The 19,469-nt window shown below is 72.9% G+C and carries 18 protein-coding genes and 1 rRNA gene; 4 read left to right on the forward strand and 15 right to left on the reverse strand.

All coding sequences use genetic code 11. The annotated features are described in order from the left end of the window. A 16S ribosomal RNA gene (locus tag ACZ34W_RS06485) occupies positions 1-90 on the reverse strand; the annotation flags it as partial. A gap of 640 nt (positions 91-730) precedes the next feature. After that, a complete protein-coding gene (gene tyrS, locus ACZ34W_RS06490) occupies positions 731-1,999 on the reverse strand; it encodes a tyrosine--tRNA ligase (protein WP_329492299.1) in 1,269 nt (422 codons plus the stop codon). A 339-nt stretch (positions 2,000-2,338) separates the two neighbouring features. On the opposite strand from tyrS, the gene ACZ34W_RS06495 reads away from it, so the two are divergent. Next, complete coding sequence (locus tag ACZ34W_RS06495; RefSeq protein WP_329490154.1) at positions 2,339-2,863, forward strand: HNH endonuclease; 525 nt, start codon at positions 2,339-2,341, stop codon at positions 2,861-2,863. 62 nt (positions 2,864-2,925) lie between these two features. On the opposite strand, the gene ACZ34W_RS06500 is transcribed toward ACZ34W_RS06495, so the two are convergent. The 7 genes from ACZ34W_RS06500 to ACZ34W_RS06530 form a co-directional block, all read right to left on the reverse strand. Then, a complete protein-coding gene (locus ACZ34W_RS06500; protein ID WP_465602196.1) occupies positions 2,926-4,905 on the reverse strand; it encodes an outer membrane protein assembly factor BamB family protein in 1,980 nt (659 codons plus the stop codon). Positions 4,906-5,066: 161 nt separating this feature from the next. Continuing rightward, the gene (locus ACZ34W_RS06505) at positions 5,067-5,369 is read right to left on the reverse strand and encodes a 4a-hydroxytetrahydrobiopterin dehydratase (RefSeq protein WP_329490152.1); all 303 of its coding nucleotides are present in this window, start codon (positions 5,367-5,369) and stop codon (positions 5,067-5,069) included. A 38-nt stretch (positions 5,370-5,407) separates the two neighbouring features. Then, on the reverse strand, positions 5,408-5,584 hold the full coding sequence (locus ACZ34W_RS06510) for a DUF1272 domain-containing protein (protein WP_329492298.1): 177 nt from the start codon (positions 5,582-5,584) through the stop codon (positions 5,408-5,410). A gap of 97 nt (positions 5,585-5,681) precedes the next feature. Continuing rightward, positions 5,682-6,440: a sulfite exporter TauE/SafE family protein gene (locus ACZ34W_RS06515; protein WP_329490151.1), complete on the reverse strand. Its 759-nt coding sequence runs from the start codon at positions 6,438-6,440 to the stop codon at positions 5,682-5,684. A 250-nt stretch (positions 6,441-6,690) separates the two neighbouring features. Then, positions 6,691-7,737 carry an SPFH domain-containing protein gene (locus ACZ34W_RS06520; RefSeq protein WP_329490150.1) on the reverse strand — a complete coding sequence of 349 codons (1,047 nt, stop codon included), beginning with the start codon at positions 7,735-7,737 and terminating at the stop codon, positions 6,691-6,693. A gap of 10 nt (positions 7,738-7,747) precedes the next feature. After that, positions 7,748-8,170 (reverse strand): NfeD family protein, encoded by a 423-nt coding sequence (locus ACZ34W_RS06525; protein ID WP_329490149.1) that lies wholly within the window; start codon positions 8,168-8,170, stop codon positions 7,748-7,750. A 166-nt stretch (positions 8,171-8,336) separates the two neighbouring features. Further along, on the reverse strand, positions 8,337-9,128 hold the full coding sequence (locus tag ACZ34W_RS06530; RefSeq protein ID WP_329490148.1) for an ABC transporter ATP-binding protein: 792 nt from the start codon (positions 9,126-9,128) through the stop codon (positions 8,337-8,339). 147 nt (positions 9,129-9,275) lie between these two features. Between ACZ34W_RS06530 and ACZ34W_RS06535 the strand changes: the two genes are divergently transcribed. Next, a complete protein-coding gene (locus tag ACZ34W_RS06535; protein ID WP_329490147.1) occupies positions 9,276-10,073 on the forward strand; it encodes a hypothetical protein in 798 nt (265 codons plus the stop codon). Between the two features lie 30 nt (positions 10,074-10,103). Here ACZ34W_RS06535 and ACZ34W_RS06540 read toward each other — a convergent pair whose 3' ends face one another. The 3 genes from ACZ34W_RS06540 to ACZ34W_RS06550 form a co-directional block, all read right to left on the reverse strand. Beyond that, on the reverse strand, positions 10,104-10,760 hold the full coding sequence (locus tag ACZ34W_RS06540; RefSeq protein ID WP_329490146.1) for a response regulator transcription factor: 657 nt from the start codon (positions 10,758-10,760) through the stop codon (positions 10,104-10,106). After that, the gene (locus ACZ34W_RS06545) at positions 10,753-11,850 is read right to left on the reverse strand and encodes a GAF domain-containing sensor histidine kinase (RefSeq protein WP_352297545.1); all 1,098 of its coding nucleotides are present in this window, start codon (positions 11,848-11,850) and stop codon (positions 10,753-10,755) included. Before ACZ34W_RS06545 ends, ACZ34W_RS06540 begins: the two co-directional genes overlap by 8 nt. A 339-nt stretch (positions 11,851-12,189) precedes the next feature. Next, the gene (locus ACZ34W_RS06550) at positions 12,190-14,796 is read right to left on the reverse strand and encodes an FHA domain-containing protein (protein WP_465602200.1); all 2,607 of its coding nucleotides are present in this window, start codon (positions 14,794-14,796) and stop codon (positions 12,190-12,192) included. A gap of 301 nt (positions 14,797-15,097) precedes the next feature. On the opposite strand from ACZ34W_RS06550, the gene serB reads away from it, so the two are divergent. Next, the gene (gene serB / locus ACZ34W_RS06555) at positions 15,098-16,354 is read left to right on the forward strand and encodes a phosphoserine phosphatase SerB (RefSeq protein ID WP_329490144.1); all 1,257 of its coding nucleotides are present in this window, start codon (positions 15,098-15,100) and stop codon (positions 16,352-16,354) included. A gap of 94 nt (positions 16,355-16,448) precedes the next feature. Here serB and ACZ34W_RS06560 read toward each other — a convergent pair whose 3' ends face one another. From ACZ34W_RS06560 to ACZ34W_RS06570, 3 genes are all read right to left on the reverse strand, one after another. Next, the gene (locus ACZ34W_RS06560) at positions 16,449-16,976 is read right to left on the reverse strand and encodes a SixA phosphatase family protein (protein WP_352297539.1); all 528 of its coding nucleotides are present in this window, start codon (positions 16,974-16,976) and stop codon (positions 16,449-16,451) included. 209 nt (positions 16,977-17,185) lie between these two features. After that, entirely contained in the window at positions 17,186-17,308 is a 123-nt protein-coding gene (locus tag ACZ34W_RS06565) for an SGM_5486 family transporter-associated protein (RefSeq protein ID WP_329490142.1), read from the reverse strand. 46 nt (positions 17,309-17,354) lie between these two features. After that, positions 17,355-18,656 carry a CynX/NimT family MFS transporter gene (locus ACZ34W_RS06570; RefSeq protein ID WP_465602203.1) on the reverse strand — a complete coding sequence of 434 codons (1,302 nt, stop codon included), beginning with the start codon at positions 18,654-18,656 and terminating at the stop codon, positions 17,355-17,357. A 129-nt stretch (positions 18,657-18,785) separates the two neighbouring features. On the opposite strand from ACZ34W_RS06570, the gene ACZ34W_RS06575 reads away from it, so the two are divergent. Continuing rightward, complete coding sequence (locus ACZ34W_RS06575) at positions 18,786-19,460, forward strand: FadR/GntR family transcriptional regulator (RefSeq protein ID WP_329490140.1); 675 nt, start codon at positions 18,786-18,788, stop codon at positions 19,458-19,460. Positions 19,461-19,469: the final 9 nt, after the last annotated feature.

Below are 19,469 nucleotides of genomic sequence, written 5' to 3' on the forward strand. Positions count from 1 at the left end.
GATCCACCCCGAAGGGCTTCACCGTTCGACTTGCATGTGTTAAGCACGCCGCCAGCGTTCGTCCTGAGCCAGGATCAAACTCTCCGTGAATGTCTTCCCGACTGTGCTCAGTGAAGAGCGCGGGCTGCACTCGCGTCGAGCGGCACGGCAACCACCGGAATAGGGCGGCCCCGCGCACTGCGTCCTCGCTAGTGTTTACTTCATAAAGGAATCTCCAACCCCGATCACAAGGATCAAGGCCGGGGATGTCAACATATCTGGCGTTGACTTTTGGCACGCTGTTGAGTTCTCAAGGAACGGACACTTCCTTCGGACCGCCTTCCAGCGGGCCCTCCGGGCGCTTCGTTCTTTCGTGTTTCCAGCTTACCAGATGTTTTCCGCTCCGTTTTTCCGGAGTTTCATTCATCCGACCCTTGCTGGGAAGGTCCGCTTTTCTGCGGCGACCTCCACATTAGCTTATTCCGAGACTGGCCCGAAATTCCCCGCTCCCACCGTTCGACGAGAACGCCGAGGGACCCAAGTTAATGGGCTACGAGTGAGAGTTGGACTTGCCGATTGCGATGGCCGCTCGGCCGACCCCCGGCTGCCTCTCGGCCCGCCGTGTGTCAACCCGGTTCAGCGACTCGTCCAACACTAGGCCAGTCGGAGGAGAACGTCAAACACCGGAGGGCCGGATCTGTCCAGATCCGACCCTCCATGCTCAAAACCGCAGGTCAGCGGTGGTGCTTTTTCAGCCGGCCGCAACCAACTCGATGGCGGCCAGGTTGCGCTTGCCACGCCGCAGGACGAGCCAGCGGCCGTGCAGCAGGTCGGCCTCGGCCGGCACCGCCTCCTCGTCCGTCACCTTGACGTTGTTGAGGTACGCGCCGCCCTCCTTGATCGTCCGGCGGGCGGCCGAGCGGCTCGGCGCCAGGCCGACGGCGACCAACAGGTCGACCACCGGCTGGAGTTCGGCCACCTCGGCCCTCGGCACCTCGGCCAGCGCGGCGGCCAGGGTCGGCGCCTCCAGGTCGGCGAGGTCACCCTGGCCGAAGAGCGCCTTGGAGGCGGCGACCGCGCGGTCGTACTGCTCGGCGCCGTGCACCAGGGTGGTCAGTTCCTCGGCGAGTGCGCGCTGGGCGAGACGGGCGGCGGGGCGCTCGGTGGTCTCGCGCTCCAGCTCCTCGATCTCCTCCTTCGAGCGGAAGCTGAAGATCCGCAGGAAGGTGGAGACGTCCCGGTCGTCCGCGTTCAGCCAGAACTGGTAGAAGGCGTACGGGGTGGTGAGCTCGGGGTCGAGCCAGACCGTGCCCGACTCCGTCTTCCCGAACTTCGTGCCGTCCGCCTTGACGATCAGCGGAGTGGCCAGCGCGTGCACGGACTTGGCCTCGGCCTTGCGGATGAGGTCCGTGCCGGCGGTCAGGTTGCCCCACTGGTCGCTGCCACCGGTCTGCAGCGTGCAGCCGTAGCGGCGGTTCAGCTCCAGGTAGTCCATGCCCTGGAGGATCTGGTAGCTGAACTCGGTGTAGCTGATGCCCGCGTCGGAGTTGAGCCGCCGCGAGACGGCCTCCTTGGCGATCATGTTGTTGACGCGGAAGTACTTGCCCACGTCGCGCAGCAGGCCGATGGCCGACATCCCGGAGGTCCAGTCCAGGTTGTTGACCATGCGCGCCGCGTACGGGCCCTCGAAGTCGAGGAAGCGCGAGATCTGGCCACGCAGGCGGTCGACCCAGCCGGCCACGGTCTCGGGGTCGTTCAGGACGCGCTCGGCGGTCGGCTTGGGGTCGCCGATCAGGCCGGTGGCGCCGCCGACCAGGCCCAGCGGGAGGTTTCCCGCCTGCTGGATGCGGCGCATGGTCAGGATCTGCACCAGGTTCCCGAGGTGCAGGCTGGGGGCCGTCGGGTCGAAGCCGCAATAGAACGTGACCGGGCCGTCCGCGAACGCCTTGCGCAGTGCGTCCTCGTCGGTGGACAGGGCGATCAGCCCACGCCACCGCAGCTCGTCGACGATGTCCGTCACGGTCACGCTTCTCCTTGGATCGGGCGTCCGCCCGGCACGGACCCGGTTCGGTCGGGCCCCGGTACGGAACGGCTCCAGCGTGGTAGAGCCTACGCGGTCCCGGCCATCGGGTTTTCGCCGAGGCGTCCGACCGGGCGGCTGCCCGCAGCGCTCCCGCGGGCCGCGCGGACTCCCGGCGGAACGCTCCCGCTCCCCTGCCTCACCCCTCACCTCCACCGGAAATTCCGTTGTTCGTCGGCCCGGGGCCCCTTCAGAGTGGTCCCACCGCCGTGCGGCGGCAGTGACGTGTGTGGAGACGGTCGTGCCGCCGTGGCACGCCCGGGGAAAGGGTGTGCCGAGGTGCGCAACACGCTGGTTCTGAACGCGAGCTACGAGCCCCTGACGACGGTGTCGCTCCAGCGCGCCGTGGTCCTGGTGCTCCAGGACAAGGCCGTGGTCGAGCAGGCCCATCCGCTGCGGAGCATCCGCGGTACGGGCGTCTCCGTCCCGGTGCCCCGGGTGATCAGACTGCAACGCTACGTGCGGGTGCCGTTCCGACAACAGGCTCCGTGGTCCCGCCGCGGTGTCCTCGTCCGGGACCAGCACCTGTGCGCCTACTGCGGGCGCCGGGCCACCACCGTGGACCACTTGCAGCCCCGCTCCCGCGGCGGGGCCGACAGCTGGCTGAACACGGTGGCCGCCTGCGCCGAGGACAACCAGCTCAAGGCCGACCGGACGCCGGAGCAGGCGGGGATGAAGCTGCTGCGCAAGCCGTTCGTCCCGACCCCGCAGGCCACCCTGATGATGGCGCTCGGCCTGCGCGGCTCGGACCTCCGGGACCTGGCGGACTGGCTGCCTGCCCCGGTGGCCGCCTCCGCCGCGTAGCCGCCCCGGCCGCGAAGGGCTGGGCCCCGGCCGCGAAGGGCTGGGCCCCGGACGGCCGGGGCTCAGCCCTTGGCCTGGTACCCGGCCGCTATCCCGAAGTTGGCCGAGTGCTCGGGCACCGCGACGACCCGGCCACCGCCGATCAGGACGCGGCCGGAGACCAGCAGCGAGCCGGTGCCCTGCGGGAAGTTGCCGCCGACCGTCTCCTGGCCGCCGGCGAGCGCGAAGCGGCTGAGGTGGGCGGGCTGTTCGAGGCGTTCGTCGGCGGCGAGCACCAGCGCGCCGCCGTCCACACCGACGGCCCGGGCGACGCCCTTCTCGGCGGCGGCCGCCTTCCAGCGCTGCTTGCCGCTGTCCAGGTCGTACCCGACGACGGAGATCGCACCGCCGCCGTTCGCCGGCGCCAGCGTGGTGACCATCGTCCGGTCCTGGAAGAAGACACCGGGGGTGGCCGAAAACGTACCGTGGGCGGCGTCCAGCCTGCCCTCGCCGACGGCGACCGGTATCTCGGCGGCCGGGTCGCCGGCCGGGCCCCAGGCGAACACCTTGTCGTCCTCCGGCCTGGCCCCCGTGGTCAGCACCACGGAGGGCTCGGCGGAGAGCACCGTGACCGTCTTCGGCCGGTTGTTGAGGCCACGCCACCAGCTCACCTTGCCGTCGGCGGTGTTCAGCGAGACGGCCTGGTCGACGGGGGTGGAGTCGGCGCAGGAGCTCGCCACCATGACGGTCTTGCCGGTGACTCCACCGGAGAGGGTGCAGAACTTGCCCTGCCCGGTGTACTGCCAGACGTCCGTGCCGTCGGCCGACTCCCAGGCGACCACGTGGTCGTCGCCGACCGCGATCACCTTGTCCTCGGTGACGCCGACCCGCGCGGTGTAGCCGCCCGTCGCATCGGAGAGCGGCTTGCTCCACGCCGTCCGACCGGTCCTGCTGTCGACGGCGGCCACCACCGTGCACGGGCTCTTCGGGTCCGGCTGGCTCCGGAACAGCACGGCGCCCAGACCGGCCTGGTTGACGCCCGCCGAGAGCCCGCAGGGAGCGGCCCCGGCCACCGGGGGCTGAACCGACCAGGTCGGCCTGCCGGCCGTCAGGTCGTAGGCGTGGACGCCGGTGGCATCGGCCCGCACCACCGCGTCGGCCAGCAGCCAGCTGCCGACCAGCGTGTCGTCGGTGCCCGGCTGGAGTGCGGCGGCGGGCTGGGCCGACCAGGCCTTGGCGTGGGCGACGGTGAAGCCCGGTTCTCCCCCGGCGGCGGCCGTGCCGCCGCCCTGCGCACCGACCATCACCGCCGCCGCCACCAGGACGCCGAGCGCCGCCACCCCGGCGCCGGTCCGGACCATCAGGGCCCGCCGGCCGGGGGCGTGGTCGGCGGAGACCACCGCATCGGCGGCGGCCCGGGCCTTGGCCCCGAAGCCGGCGGACCGCTTCCCGGCCCCCCGCGCGTCCGCCTCCGCGCGCACGTCCACTGCGGCGCCACGCCGCCGCCCGGTCGACCGGGGGGCACCACCGGCGGGCTTCGACGCGACGACGGCGGCCGGGGCGGGCTCGGGCTCGTCAGCCGGCCCGGGCTCGCCGACCGGCTCAGGCTCGGGCTCGGGTTCAGGCTCGGGCCGCACATAGCCGTCGGTGGAGTACGCGGCACCCGGCGGGGCGTACAGCTCCTCACCGGTCGGCTGCTGCGGGACGGCGTACGGGGCGTACTGCTGCTGCCCGTAGTCGCCGTACGGGTAGGACGGCTGGTGCTGCCCGCCCTGGCCGTACCCGGTCCGGGGGTACTCCGCGTATCCGGCCTGCGGATAGCCCGTCTGCGGATAGCCGGCCTCCGGGTAGCCGGTCTGCGGGTACACCGCCTGCGGGTACGCGGTCTGCGGGTAGCCGCCCTGCCCGTGGCCGTGCGGCAGGTGGCCGTCGGCCGGGTGGCCGGTACCGCCGTCGTACCCGTGGCCGCCCTGCCACTGCTGCTGGTCCGGGTACGCCGTCTGCCAGTCCTGCTGCGGGTACCACGGCTGCTGTGCGGCGTCTCCGAGGGGATCCTGCGCCATCCGTTCCGTCCCTCCCGACCGCCGGCGATGCGGCAGTCAGCATCTCACGCCGCCCGGAGCGCCTCCTTCCGGCCTCGACGGGGCCGGAAGGAGGCCCCCTGAGGCACCACGAGGCCGGTGCGGCACGGGTGCGGGCAGGTGCGGGACAGGCCCGGGAGGCGTCAGGCGGACTCGGCCCGCAGGGCGGCGTCGATGCGGCCGGCCAGGGTGACGTCCAGCGAGGTGAGGCCACCCGCGCTGTGGGTGGAGAGCGCGAAGTGCAGCGTCCGCCAGCGGATGTCGATGTCCGGGTGGTGGTCCAGCGCCTCCGCCTGCTCCGCGACCGCGACGACCACCCGGATCGCCGCCGGGAAGTCCGCCGCGTCGGCGGTGCGGACGATGCTGTCGCCGTCCCGGCTCCACTCCGGCAGGTCGGCCAGGGCGGCCGTGATCTCGTCCTCCGTCAGACGCGCTCTACTGCTCATCGAACCGCTCCCGGGTGTCGGGGGTGACTGGTGAAGGGTCAGGCCCTCCGGCGCGGACGGGGCACCAGTTCGCCGCCGCAGTTGGGGCAGGTGGCGGCCATGGCCTCGGCACAGTCCGGACAGAAGGTGCACTCGTAGGAGCATAGGGACGCCGGGCCGTCCGCCGTCAGCGACACCGCGCAACGTTCGCAGGTGTCGCGCATCTCCAGGGCCATGGCTTCATCCACATCGAATTCCGGGAACACGTCGAACGAGTCGGACAGCTCGGACAGCTCGGACAGGTCGAGAAGCACCGCGGCGACCGGCGGACCGTCAGCTGACGAGCAGCTTGGTGACGGCCACCAGGCCGACCACCACGATCACCCCGCGCAGCGCCGGCGGCGGCAGCTTGCGCCCGACCTTGGCACCGAGCAGGCCACCGCAGAGCGAGCCGACGGCGATCAGCCCGGCGGCGGCCCAGTTGATGGTCGAGGTGAAGAGGAAGAACACCGCGGCGACGCCGTTGACGATCATCGCCAGCGCGTTCTTCACCCCGTTGATCCGCTGCAGGTCCTCCTGGAGCAGCATGCCCATCAGGGCCAGCAGCAGGACGCCCTGCGCGGCACCGAAGTAGCCGCCGTAGATGCCGGTCAGGAAGACGCCGGCGAGCAGCGCCAGGCCGCCGTCGGGGTCGCCCCCGGGCCGGCGCCGGGCGGCGACCGCCTTGGCCACCCGGGGCTGGATCACCACCAGGACGAGGGCCAGCAGGATCAGCACCGGCACGATGGTGTCGAAGGCGCTGCTCGGCAGCTCGATCAGCAGCACGGCGCCGACCAGGCCGCCGAGGAGGGCGGCGATGCCGAGGCGGACCAGCCGGCGGCCCTGGTCGGCCAGTTCCCGCCGGTAGCCGATCACACCGCTGAGCGAGCCGGGCACCAGACCGAAGGCGTTGGAGACGTTGGCGGTGACCGGCGGGATGCCGACGGCGAGCAGCACCGGGAAGGTGATCAGGGTCCCGGAGCCGACGATCACATTGATCATCCCCGCGCCGACACCCGCCACCAGGACGGCGATCGCCTCCCAGAGCGTCATGGGCCACCTCTCGTCTCGGACCTGTCCGAGGCGATCATGCCGGACGGCGGGGTGCCGCTACCAGGGTCCGCCCACGATTCGGGACGTACACCACACGCCCGTTCACCGGAGCCGACGGGCGCACGACGGGCGCACGACGGAGACCGGGCGGGCGCACCACGACTGCCGGGCGGAGGCGGAGCAGGCCGAGGGCCCGCCACCCGTGCGAGACGGGTGGCGGGCCCTCGGCGCCGCGTGGGACGGGCTCAGCTCACTCCGGGTCGATCTTCCGGTACTCGCGGGCCGGGTCCACCCGGGGGCGGGCGGCGCCCTTGGTGTCGGTGTCCAGCGGGCGCGGACCGGCCGCCGGGTCGAGCGGGACCTGGGTCGCGGCCGGGGCCGGGGCGCTGGGGGCGGCGGCCGCACCGCCGTTGATGCCGCCGTTGCCGGCCAGGCCGGTGAAGGCGCCGCCGAGGCCCTTGAGCGCGTCGCCGACCTCGCTGGGAATGATCCACAGCTTGTTGGAGTCGCCCTTGGCGAGCTCGGGCAGGGTCTGCAGGTACTGGTAGGCGAGCAGCTTCTGGTCGGCGTCGCCGTCGTGGATCGCCTCGAAGACGGTGCGGATCGCGGCGGCCTCACCGTCGGCGCGCAGCACCGCGGCCTGCGCCTCACCCTCGGCCTTGAGCACCTCGGCCTGCTTCTCACCCTCGGCCCGCAGGATCTGGGCCTGCCGGGCGCCCTCGGCGGTGAGGATCGCGGCGCGCTTGTCACGGTCGGCGCGCATCTGCTTCTCCATCGAGTCCTGGATGGAGGTCGGCGGCTCGATCGCCTTCAGCTCGACGCGGTTGACGCGGATGCCCCACTTGCCGGTGGCCTCGTCCAGGACGCCGCGCAGACCGGCGTTGATCACCTCGCGGGAGGTCAGCGTCGACTCCAGGTCCATCGAGCCGATGATGTTGCGCAGCGTGGTGACGGTCAGCTGCTCGATCGCCTGGATGTAGCTGGCGACCTCGTAGGTGGCGGCCCGGGCGTCGGTGACCTGGTAGTAGATCACCGTGTCGATGTTGACCACCAGGTTGTCCTGGGTGATCACCGGCTGCGGCGGGAAGGGCACGACCTGCTCGCGCAGGTCGATGCGGTTGCGGACCCGGTCGATGAACGGGACGACGATGTTCAGTCCCGCGTTGAGCGTCCGGGTGTAGCGGCCGAAGCGCTCCACGATCGCGGCGCTGGCCTGCGGGATGACCTGAATCGTCTTGATCAGCGCGATGAATGCCACCACGACCAGGACGACCAGGACGATAAGGACGGGTTCCACGGACTCTCCCCTAGACGACCAGGGCGGTCGCGCCCTGGATTTCGACGACGTCGACCTGCTGCCCCGGCTCGTACACGCTGCCGGGGTTGAGCGCGCGGGCCGACCAGATCTCGCCCTTGAGCTTGATCCGCCCGCCCTCCCCGTCGACTCTTTCCGCGACGATCGCGGTGGCGCCCGGAAGCGCCTCGATGCCCATCTTGATCTGCGGGCCCTTCCTGAGCTGCCGGTACGCGATCGGGCGGACCACGACCAGCAGGGCGACCGAGACCACGACGAAGGTCAGGACCTGGACCACCGCCCCGGCGCCGAGCCCCGCGACACCGGCCGCGGCGAGCGCGCCGACCGCGAACATCGCGAACTCCGGCATCGCGGTGACGACCAGGGGTATGCCGAGGCCGACGGCGGCCAGGAGCCACCAGATCCAGCTGTCCACGTGTCCATCCTAGGGAGCGAAGGGCCTTCGAGGCGGACAGTTCCCGCAGGTGGAGGGGCGGAAACCGGTCGCACGTGCGACCGGCTCCAGTTCAGTGGAGTTCAGCCGGATTCCCCGGGCTCCGGCCGGGGCCCGCGGGAGGCCGGCGCACGGCCCGGCGCGGGCCTCAGCCGAGCGGCAGGCCCTGCGCGGACCAGCGGTCGCCGTGGCGCTCCAGGGTCAGCGGCAGGCCGAAGCACCTGGAGAGGTTGCGCGCCGTCAGCTCGGTGTCGATCGGACCGGCGGTGAGCACCTTGCCCTGGCGGATCATCAGCACGTGGGTGAAGCCCGGCGCGATCTCCTCCACGTGGTGGGTGACCATGGCCATGGCCGGGGCGAACTCGTCCTGGGCGAGCGCGCCGAGGCGGCGCACCAGGTCCTCGCGGCCGCCGAGGTCCAGTCCGGCGGCGGGCTCGTCCAGCAGCAGCAGCTCGGGGTCGGTCATCAGGGCGCGGGCGATCAGGGTGCGCTTCTTCTCGCCCTCGGAGAGGGTGCCGAACTTGCGCTCGGTCAGCCCGGCCATGCCGAGGCGGTCCAGCAGGGCGAGCGCGCGGGACTCGTCCGCCTGCTCGTACTTCTCCTGCCAGCTGACCGTCATGCCGTAGGCGGCGGTGAGCACGGTCTGCAGCACGCTCTGGCCGGCGGGCAGCTTGTCGAACATGGCGGCGCCGGCCAGGCCGATCCGGGAGCGCAGCTCGAAGACGTCGACCTCGCCGAGCTTCTCGCCGAGGACGGACACCTTGCCGGTGGTCGGGAAGAGGTACGTGGAGGCGATCTGCAGCAGGGTCGTCTTCCCGGCGCCGTTGGGGCCGAGGATGACCCAGCGCTCGCCCTCGGAGATGGACCACGAGACCTGGTCGACCAGCGCGCGCTCCTCCCGGACCACGGATACGTCCACCAGCTCCAGCACGTCGCTCATGCCTATGCCTTCCCCAAAACAGAAATTCGGCCGTCGGTGCGGGCGGGCAGCCTACTCCGGCGGCCGGTGGGCACGGAGTGGGTGCGCCGCACGCGCATGGGCAAACCTACGCCACGCGGATGACCGCCGATTCCGTAGGCTGGCCGGATGCTCGCGACTCCTGCCGACAATCCGTACGAAGAGCCCCGTTCGGGGCGGCTGGCCGCTTGGGGCAACGCCCTGTTGGCCGGTCTGGTACCGCCCGACGACGCCGCCTCGGCGGTGCTGGGCAGTGACGAGAGCCACCGGGTGACCGGACTGCCGGGCGACGAGCCGGGCGAGCGGCACGGGCTCACCTGGGCGCTGGGGCGGCTGAGGGTGCTGGGGGTGCGGGGGCTTCGGCTGGCCCTGCCGTCCGCCGGCCACCCGCTCGGGCTGACCGGTCCGGCGCCGTTCAACGCCCGGGCGCTGGGCGCGGGCGAGGCCGTGCTGGCGGTCGGGGCGCCGCTCGGGCTGGTGCCGGAGATCGAGGTGTTCGGGCCGGTCGGGGACCGCTCGGCGATGGTGCTCTGGCGCTGCTCGGAGGTGAACGACGCGCCCCCGGCCGACGTGCCGTCGCTGCACGAGGCGGAGCGCGAGCTGGCGGACGGGCTGCGGGAGGCGACGGCGATGCTGGCCCGGCTGGACGTGGCCGGGGCCGGACCGGAGGCGCTGCGGGCGCTGGAGGCGTACCGGCGGCGGGGGCACGTCGAGCTGCTCGCCCCGGGGTACCCGCCGCGTGCCGTCCGGGTGCTGGAGTCGGCCCGGCAGGTGACGGCGCTGCTGGCGATCGCCTCGGGTGGGCACGGCGCGGCGGTCAGCGCCTCGGAGATGGCCTCCCGCCAGGCGGTGCTGGACCCCCTGCGGCGGACCGCCAGGCGGGCCCAGGTGGCGGCGTACAACGCGCTGGTCGACGAGAAGGGCTGATTTCCGCCCCTGTCCCGGCCGCGCCGGCCGCTACGCCTCGCGGGCCTCGCCGTGCCGGACGGCCCAGAGCGCGGCCTGGGTGCGGTCGGCGAGGTCCAGCTTCATCAGGATGTTGGAGACGTGCGTCTTCACCGTCTTCTCCGACAGGTGCAGGCTCCGCGCGATCTCCCGGTTGGAGCGCCCGTCGGCGATGTGGCCGAGCACCTCGCGCTCGCGCTCGGTGAGGGTGGCGCCGCGGCCCTGCGGCTGGCGGGGGCCGTCGTCGGCGAGCAGCGCCTCCGCGAGCTCGGGCTGGAGCAGCACGTGGCCGGCGTGGACCGAGCGGATCGCCCCGGCCAGCGCCTCCGGGTCGACGTCCTTGTACACGTACCCGGCGGCGCCGGCCCGCAGCGCGGGGACCATGGTGCGGTGCTCGGTGAAGCTGGTGACGATCAGGATCCGGGCCCGGCTGCCCTCGCCCTTGAGCGTGCGCAGCGCCTCGATGCCGTCGACGCCGGGCATCTTGAGGTCCATCAGGACGACGTCGGGGTCGAGCTCCCGGGCCCGGTCGACGCCTTCGGCGCCGTCGGCGGCCTCGCCGACCACCTCGATGTCGTCCTGGACCTCCAGGAAGGTGCGCAGACCGCGGCGGACCACCTGGTGGTCGTCGACCAGCAGGACGCGGATCGCTGGCGTGGTGTCAGGCACCGGGGACCTCCATCTCGACGACCGTCCCCTTCCCGGGGGCCGAGTCCAGGGTGAGCGTGCCGCCGACGGCGGCGGCGCGGTCGCGCATCGAGGCCAGGCCGAGGTGGCGGCCGGCCCGGCGGACCGACTCGGGGTCGAAGCCCCGGCCGTCGTCGCGCACCCGCAGGACGGCGCCGCGCGCGGGCGTGCCGGTCAGGGTGACGGTGACGCTGCGGGCGTCGGAGTGGCGCAGCGCGTTGTGCAGGGCCTCCTGCGCGATCCGCAGCAGGGCCGCCTCCTGGGCCGGCGGCAGGGCGCGGACGCCCTCGGCGGCGAAGGCGACGTCGGCGCTGTGGGCGCGGTCGAGGACCTGTACCTGCGAGGCGAGGGTGGCGCTGAGGCCGTCCTCCTCCAGGGCGGCGGGGCGCAGCTCGACCACGACGGCGCGCAGCTCGTCGGCGGCCTCGGCGGCGAGTTTGGCGACCTCGGCGAGTTCGGCGCGGGCCCGGGCCGGGTCGCGGTCGACGAGCTTGGCGGCGGCCTTGGCGGTGAGGCGCAGCGAGAAGAGCTTCTGCGAGACGGCGTCGTGCAGGTCGTGGGCGATCCGGGCGCGCTCGCCGGCCAGGGTCAGCTCGCGGCTGCGCTCGTAGAGGCGGGCGTTGGAGAGCGCGAGGGCGGCGTGCGCGGCGAGGATCCGCAGCAGTTCCTCGTCGTGGTCGGTGAAGCCGCCGCCACCGCGCTTGTTGGCGAGGAAGATCACGCCCATCACGTGCGGCTCGTCCTCGGCGGCGTCGGTGTCGAGGACGGGCATCCCGAGGAAGGCGTCCATCTCGGGGTGGGCGGCGGGCCAGCCGCCGAAGGCGGGGGCCTCGCGCACGTCGGCGAGCCGGATGGGGCCGGTCTCGTGCAGCATCTCGGCGAGGACGCCGTGCTGGCGGGGCAGCGGGCCGATGGCCCGCCACTGCTCGTCGGTGACGCCGTCGACGACGAACTGGGCGAAGCCGCCGTGGTCGTCGGGCACGCCGAGGGCGGCGTACTCGGCGCCGAGCAGGCCGCGGGCGGAGGCGGTGATCCGCCGCAGCACCTCGCGGACCTCCAGGTGGCGGCTCATCGCGAGCAGGGCCTGGCTGATGGCCTCGATCCCGGCCAGGCAGGGCTCGCAGGCGGGCAGCGGGCCGGCGGCCGGCGGGCCGACCGGGATCCGGTCGACGGGCAGCAGGCCGGCCGGGGGCCGGCGGTCACTGGGCGCGGTGGGCATACGGCCAAACTACCGCCGCCGGGGCGGCCTCCGCGTCGGTCCACGGGCGCGCGGGGAGCAGGTCCACAGACCTAGGGCCCGAGACCCTGCGGCGAGGGGGCCGGTAAGCGGAGGGGCGCCGGTACGCCGAGGGGCGGCCGCGCCCGTCGCCGGGTGGGGCCGCCCCTGGGTGAGCGGTGCGGTGCGGGCGGGTCAGCCCTTCTGCATGACCTCGGGCTCGTGGCGGCGCTGGAGGCGCGTCACGATGACGCCGATGACGATCGACATCACGATCAGGATGCCGCCGTCCAGCACCAGCTGGCCGACGTTGTGGCCCCAGATCGCGTCGTACTCGGGGTTCTTGAAGTCCTTGTTCCAGGGCCCGAGCAGCTTGGACAGGTCGAGCGTGGTGGCGACCATGCCGACGCCCCAGCGGGCCGGCATCAGCCACGCGAACTGCTCCAGGCCCGGCTTGCTGAAGATCTGGAAGAGGCAGCCGGTGAAGACGACCTGGATGATCGCGAACATGACCAGCAGCGGCATGGTCTTCTCGGCGGTCTTCACCAGGGCGGAGATCATCAGGCCGAACATCATCGAGGCGAAGCTCAGCAGGATCAGGCCGACGCTCATCTCGATGATCGGCAGGTCCTTGATGATCAGACCGTGCTCGGGCAGCTTGCGCGGCAGGTAGCCGACGGCCGAGATGATCGCGCCCTGGACCACGCTGAAGAAGCCCAGCACGATGATCTTGGACATCATGTACGCCGACCGGGAGAGGCCGGTGGCCCGTTCCCGTTCGTAGATCGCCCGTTCCTTGATCAGCTCTCGGACCGAGTTGGCGGCTCCGGAGAAGCAGGCGCCGATCGCCAGGATCAGCATGATCGTCGCGGCGCCGCTGTTGATCCCGAGCTGCGACTTCGGGTTCGGCGCCAGCCCGGGATCGTTCGGGATCAGCACGCTGACCGCGCCGAGCACCGCCGGGAGCAGGATCGACAGCGCCAGGAACCCGCGGTCGGAGGCGAGCACCGAGGCGTAGCGGCGGATCAGCGTCCACAGCTGCGAGCCCCAGCTCTGCGGCTTCGGCGGGCGGACGGCCTCCTGGACGATCTGGGCGGACTGCACGGCCCCGGCGTCCACGTCGGCGGAGTACTGCTGGTAGTGCACCGACCCCCGGTAGCGGCCGGCCCAGTCGTGGTCCGGGTAGTTCTCGAAGGCCTGGAAGACGTCGGCCCAGGTCTCGTACCCGAAGAAGTGCAGCGCCTCGTCCGGCGGCCCGAAGTAGGCCACCGAGCCGCCCGGAGCCATCACCAGGAGCCGGTCGCAGAGGGCGAGTTCGGCCACCGAGTGGGTCACGACCAGGATGGTGCGGCCGTCGTCGGCGAGGCCGCGCAGCATCTGCATGACCTCGCGGTCCATGCCCGGGTCGAGGCCGGAGGTGGGCTCGTCCAGGAAGATCAGCGAGGGCTTGGTGAGCAGCTCAAGGGCGACCGAGACGCGCTTCTGCTGGCCGCCGGAGAGCGCGGTGATCCGGTTGTCGGCGCGCTTGTCCAGGCGCAGCTCGTAGAGCACCTCGTCGATCCGCGCCTCGCGCTCGCGCGCCTCGGTGTCACCGGGGAACCGGAGCCGGGCCGCGTACTTGAGGCCGGTGCGGACGGTCAGCTCCTTGTGCAGGATCTCCGACTGCGGCACCAGGCCGATCCGCGAGCGCAGTTCGGCGAACTGCTTGTAGAGGTTGCGGCCGTCGTAGAGGACGTCGCCGCGGTCGGCCGGGCGGTAGCCGGTGAGGGCGCGCAGCAGGGTCGACTTGCCGGAGCCGGACGGGCCGATGACGGCGACCAGCGACTTCTCCGGGACGCCGAAGCTGACGTCGTTGAGCAGGACCTTCTTGCCGCCCTTGAAGTCGACCTCGACGGTCAGGTGGCGGGCGGAGAAGGAGACCGCGCCGGTGTCGACGAACTCCTGCAGCTGGTCGCCGACCAGGACGAAGCTGGAGTGACCGACCGTCAGGCGGTCCTGCGGCCCCATCAGCTGGCGCTGGACGGGCCGGCCGTTGAGGAAGATGCCGTTGTGGCTGCCCAGGTCGACGATCTCGTACCGGCCGTCCGGCAGCTGGCGCAGCTCGGCGTGGTGGCGGGACACCTGGAGGTCGGAGACGACGATGTCGTTGTCGAGCGCGCGACCGATCCGGACGGTGTTCATCCCCGCGGTCAGGTTGCGGATCATCGTCGGCTGCGGGCCGCCGGCCTCGTGCTGCGGCGCCTGCTGCTGCGGGAAGCCGCCGTGCTGGGGCGCCTGCTGGGGGAAGCCCTGCTGCTGCGGGAAGGCCGGCGGCTGCCCGCCGCCCCACTGCTGCTGGACCGGCGGCTGGTAGGCCTGCTGCTGCGCCGGCGGCTGGTAGGCCTGCTGCTGCGCCGGCGGCTGCTGCTGGGCCCACGGCTGCTGGACGGGCGCCTGCTGGTGGGCGGGCGGGACGTGGCTGCGGCTGGTGGCGGCCTCGTGCCAGGCGGGGGCGGGCGCGGCGGCCTGGGCGGGCGCGGAGAAGCTCAGCCGGGGGCCGTTCTCGGCGTTGCCGAGGTTGACCACCGCGCCGGGGAAGAGCGGGGCCTGCTGGGTCCGGGCGCCGGCGGTGTACGTGCCGTTGGTGCTCCCGTGGTCGTCGAGCTGCCAACCGGCCCCGTTGAACGAGATGGTGGCGTGCTGCCAGGAGACCCTGGCGTCGTCGAACGGGAAGTCCGACTGCGGGTTGCGCCCGATGGTGTACGACCGCCCCGGCTCCAGAGTCCGCTGCTGTCCGTTGATATCAATGACGAGTTGCGGCACTGCTCGCCTGCCCCGCTCTCTCGGTCCCCCGATTTTGCCCCCGGTTGGGGGTGCGATGTCCTGAATCCGACGGGGGGAATCATTCCAGCCCGCCGCCCGTTGGTGAAAGTCACCCCCGGTGACTGTGACCAGGCGGCAACGATTCGCGGACGCCCCCGCCACCGCCCCCGGGGCGTCGCCCGCGCGCCACCCTCCGGTCACCCGGGTGGTGCGCACACCGTTCACACCCGCTCCACACCCCCGTCCACGACGCGGACGGGTGCCGTGGCGCCGCCGGCCGGCGGGTAGCGTGGGAGCCACCATGAACGCATCGCCCTTGGCCGCCGAGCCGTTCCCCGCCCCGCAGCCCCGGACCGAGGACGAGCGCACCCTGCTCGTCAAGGTGTTCGGCAAGGACCGCCCCGGCATCACCGCCGGTCTCTTCGCCACCCTGTCCGGGTTCGGCGTCGACGTCATCGACATCGAGCAGGTCGTCACCCGCGGCCGGATAACGCTGTGCGCCCTGGTCACCCCGCCGACCGCGCCCGGTGCCGAGGGCGAGCTGCGGTCCACCGTGCACCGCTGGGCCGAGGAGCAGAAGCTCCAGGCCGAGATCATCTCCGGCATCGGCGACAACCGGCCGCGCCGCGAGGGCCGTTCGCACGTCACCGTGCTCGGCCACCCGCTGACCGCCACCGCGGTGTCGGCGCTCACCTCCCGGATCACCGACTCGGGCGGCAACATCGACCGCGTCTTCCGGCTGGCCAAGTACCCGGTGACCGCGGTCGAGCTGGCCGTCTCCGGTGTCGCCACGGACACGCTGCGCGCCGCGCTGGCCCAGGAGGCGGCCCAGCAGCGGGTGGACATCGCGGTGGTCGCGGCGGGCCTGGAACGCCGGGCCAAGCGCCTGGTGGTGATGGACGTCGACTCCACGCTGATCCAGGACGAGGTGATCGAGCTCTTCGCCGCCCACGCGGGCTGCGAGGCGGAGGTCGCCGCGGTGACGGCCGCGGCGATGCGCGGCGAGCTGGACTTCGCCGAGTCGCTGCACGCCCGGGTCGCGCTGCTGGCCGGCCTGGACGCCGGGGTGACCGAGAAGGTCCGCGCCGAGGTCAGGTTCACCCCGGGCGCGCGGACCCTGATCCGCACGCTGCAGCGGCTGGGCTTCCAGGTCGCGGTGGTCTCCGGCGGCTTCACCCAGGTCACCGACCACCTGGTGGAGCAGCTGGGCCTGGACTTCGCTGCGGCCAACACCCTGGAGGTGGTGGACGGCAGGTTCACCGGCCGGGTGGTCGGCGAGATCGTGGACCGGGCCGGCAAGGCCCGCTGGCTGGCCCGCTTCGCCGAGCAGGCGAAGGTGCCGCTGGAGCAGACCGTCGCGATCGGCGACGGCGCCAACGACCTGGACATGCTGAACGCGGCCGGGCTTGGCGTGGCGTTCAACGCCAAGCCGGTGGTCCGGGAGGCCGCCGACACCGCGGTGAACGTGCCCTTCCTGGACACCGTGCTGTATCTGCTGGGCATCACCCGCGAGGAGGTCGAGGCGGCCGACGCGCTGGACGGCACGCCGACCGAGTAGCCGCGGCCGGACGCACCCGAGGGGCACGAGGACCGGTCCTCGTGCCCCTCTTCGGCCACCGCGCCCGGACCGGGCGGCGCGGGGGCCGTTCGGCTCAGTCCTGCGGCGTGAAGTACGAGACCAGCGCGGCCACGCCCGGCTCGACGCCCTTCCAGGAGCCGTCGAAGCTGAGCACCGCGACGGCCGCGGTCGGGAAGCCTCCGAGCCGCAGCCGCTCCAGCGCCTCCCGGTCGCCCTCGTCACCGGCCAGCACCTGGGTCAGCCCGAGCACGCCCGGGTTGTGGCCCACCAGCACCACGTCGGGGTGGTCCTCGGGGGTCTCCTGGAGGACGGCGATGATCTCCCCGGGGCTGGCCTCGTAGATCCGGTCCTCGTACACCGTCCTGCGGGCGCGCTTCGGCAGTTCGTGTGCGGCGAGCTTCCAGGTCTCACGGGTGCGCAGGGCCGTGGAGCAGAGCACGTAGTCGGGGTTGATGCCGGAGTCGGCGAGCCAGCGGCCGGCTTCCGGGGCCTGGTGGCGGCCCCGGTCGGCCAGCGGCCGCTCGTGGTCGTCGACGCCGTTGGGCCAGTCGGCCTTGGCATGGCGGAGAACGATGATCCTGCGGGGCGTGTCGGCGCTCATACCCAGCAAGCTTGGCAGAAAAGCGGCCCGGGGGCGCGATGCCGCCGGTTGCCGCCGCTCTCCGGGGTGCCGGGTGTCATCGTGCGCCGTTCACCGGCGGTCGGCGTGCGGTACCGCGGCCGGTCCGCGGGCGCGGACCGGCCGAGCGTCGCTGACCGGCCGAGCGTCGCTGACCGGCCGGAGCGGCCCCGGCGGGGCCGCGCGGCGGATCAGCCGAGGTTCTGGGCCACCGTGGCGACGATCGCCAGCAGCACCACGATGCCGACGATCAGTGCGGCGATCTGGCCGAGCTTCTTGTGGCCGTCGGTGGGGTTCGGGTCGAGTACGGGCATGACCGGATTCTCCCACCCCGGTCGCGCCCGCCCGTCAGCGGCCCCGCTACGCCGCGGCGCCGACGGCGGCCGGGAGGACCGCCTCGTCCTCGATGTGCCGGGCCCGCGCGGCCCGCAGGCCGAACAGCATCTGGGGCACCAGCAGCACGGCGAGGAAGCCCAGCGGCAGGTACCACTCACCGGTGGCCTGGTACAGCCGGCCGATCAGGATCGGGCCGGGGATGGAGATGAGGTAGCCGACGCCCTGGGCGAACGCGGAGAGCTGGGCCACCCCGCCGGCCGTCCGGGCCCGCAGGCCGATCATGGTGAGCACCAGCGGGAAGGCGCAGTTGGAGAGGCCGACCAGGGTCGCCCAGACCCACGGCACGCCGGCCGGCGCCAACGCCAGCCCGGCGTACCCGGCGATGCCGCAGGAGGCCAGCACCACGACGAAGAGCCGCTGGTCGCCGCGGCGCGCGGCGAGGTTGGGCAGCACGAAGGAGACCGGGACGCCGATCACCATGGTCAGGGCCAGCAGCACCCCGGAGGTGCCCTCGGAGACCCCGGCGTCCTGGAAGATCTTCGGCAGCCAGCCCATCACCACGTAGGCACCGGTCGCCTGGAGGCCGAAGAAGCAGGCCATCGCCCAGGCGGTGCGGCTACGGGTGATCGGCAGCTTGGCGACCGCCCCGCCGGTCTTCCCGCCGCGCTCGCGCCTGGTCACCGCGACCGGCAGCCAGAGCAGCAGCGCGACCGCGCCGAGGGCCGCCCAGACGCCCAGGCCGACCCGCCAGTCCCCGCCGAGCGCGCTGGTCAGCGGCACGGTGACGGCGGCGGCGAGCGCGGTGCCGGCCGACAGCGACATGGAGTACAGGCCGATCATCGGACCGACCTTCTCCGGGAAGTAGCGCTTGATCACCACCGGGATCAGCACGTTGGAGACCGCCACCCCGGCCAGCGCGAGGGCGGTGAGCAGCAGGAACACCGCCGTGCCGCCGGCGAACGAGCGGGCCAGCACGCCGGCCGTGATCGCTCCCATGCCGGCCGCGACCACCGCGATCGGCCCGAACCGCCGGGCCATGCCGGGCGCGGCGAAGCCGAACAGCGCGAAACAGAGCGAGGGGACGGCGGTCAGCAGGCCGGCCAGCGTCGGGTTCATCCCGAGGTCGGTGCGGACCTGGTCGAGCAGCGGCCCGAGGCTGGTGACCACGGGCCGGAGGTTGAAGGCGGCGGCGGCGATCGCGACGGCGAACAACCAGCCGAGGTACGTGCCCCGGCGGGTGGAGGCGGATGCGCCGGTGGCGGGCCGCTCGGTCTGCGGTCCGGCCCCGGTCCGTGGGGTGGTGGTGGTGTCTGCTGCGGAAGGCATGGGAGCCATCATAGAATGATGGGATGAATTAGCGCATCCTCGACTTGGCATGATGTCCCGACCCGCCCCAAGCCGACCCACCCGCCGGCCGACGCCCCCACCGCCGACCCGAAGCCGCAAGGAGTCCCCGTGGCGCTGTCCTCTCCGAGGCGCACCCCGCTGTCCGACCAGGTGATCGCGCAACTGCGCGCCCAGATCACCTCGGGCGAGTGGCCCGTCGGCTCACGCATCCCGACCGAGGCCGCGCTGGTCGAGGAGCTCGGCGTCGCCCGCAACACCGTCCGCGAGGCGGTCCGCGCCCTCGCCCACAACGGGCTGCTGGACATCCGCCAGGGCTCGGGCACCTACGTCCTGGCCACCAGCGAGCTGGCCGGGGTCATGCACCGCCGCTTCGCCGACGCCGACCAGTCGCAGGTCGCCGAGCTGCGGGTGACCCTGGAGACCTCCGCGGCCGGCCTGGCCGCCACCCGCCGCACCGCGCGCGACCTCGCCCTGCTGGACGCCACGCTGGCCCGCCGCGAGGACGCCTGGCGCTCCGGCGACGCCGAGGACTTCATCCAGGCCGACGCCGCCTTCCACCAGGCCGTGGTCGCCGCCGCCCACAACGACGTCCTCGCCGCCGTCTACGCCGACCTCGGCGAGGTCACCCGCGCCCACCTGCGCCACGACGTCGGCCCGGAGCTGATCGCCGAGCGCTACCTCGGGCACGACAAGATCCTCGACGCGATCCGGGCCGGCGACCCGCAGCGCGCCTCGGTCGAGGCCGGCCGTGCCATCGGCGCCTGCACCCCGCCCGACGCCTGACGCCCGACG

The organism is Kitasatospora sp. NPDC022856 (genome assembly GCF_055561235.1).

Bases quoted from the DNA above. Each gene is read 5' to 3' on its own strand.
- ACZ34W_RS06500 (WP_465602196.1), bottom strand. From the start codon at position 4,905: ATGGCGCAGGATCCCCTCGGAGACGCCGCACAGCAGCCGTGGTACCCG.
- ACZ34W_RS06505 (WP_329490152.1), bottom strand. From the start codon at position 5,369: ATGAGCAGTAGAGCGCGTCTGACGGAGGACGAGATCACGGCCGCCCTG.
- serB (WP_329490144.1), top strand. From the start codon at position 15,098: ATGAACGCATCGCCCTTGGCCGCCGAGCCGTTCCCCGCCCCGCAGCCC.
- ACZ34W_RS06515 (WP_329490151.1), bottom strand. From the start codon at position 6,440: ATGACGCTCTGGGAGGCGATCGCCGTCCTGGTGGCGGGTGTCGGCGCG.
- ACZ34W_RS06535 (WP_329490147.1), top strand. From the start codon at position 9,276: ATGCTCGCGACTCCTGCCGACAATCCGTACGAAGAGCCCCGTTCGGGG.
- ACZ34W_RS06530 (WP_329490148.1), bottom strand. From the start codon at position 9,128: ATGAGCGACGTGCTGGAGCTGGTGGACGTATCCGTGGTCCGGGAGGAG.
- ACZ34W_RS06545 (WP_352297545.1), bottom strand. From the start codon at position 11,850: ATGAGCCGCCACCTGGAGGTCCGCGAGGTGCTGCGGCGGATCACCGCC.
- ACZ34W_RS06510 (WP_329492298.1), bottom strand. From the start codon at position 5,584: ATGGCCCTGGAGATGCGCGACACCTGCGAACGTTGCGCGGTGTCGCTG.
- ACZ34W_RS06565 (WP_329490142.1), bottom strand. From the start codon at position 17,308: ATGCCCGTACTCGACCCGAACCCCACCGACGGCCACAAGAAGCTCGGC.
- ACZ34W_RS06560 (WP_352297539.1), bottom strand. From the start codon at position 16,976: ATGAGCGCCGACACGCCCCGCAGGATCATCGTTCTCCGCCATGCCAAG.
- ACZ34W_RS06570 (WP_465602203.1), bottom strand. From the start codon at position 18,656: ATGCCTTCCGCAGCAGACACCACCACCACCCCACGGACCGGGGCCGGA.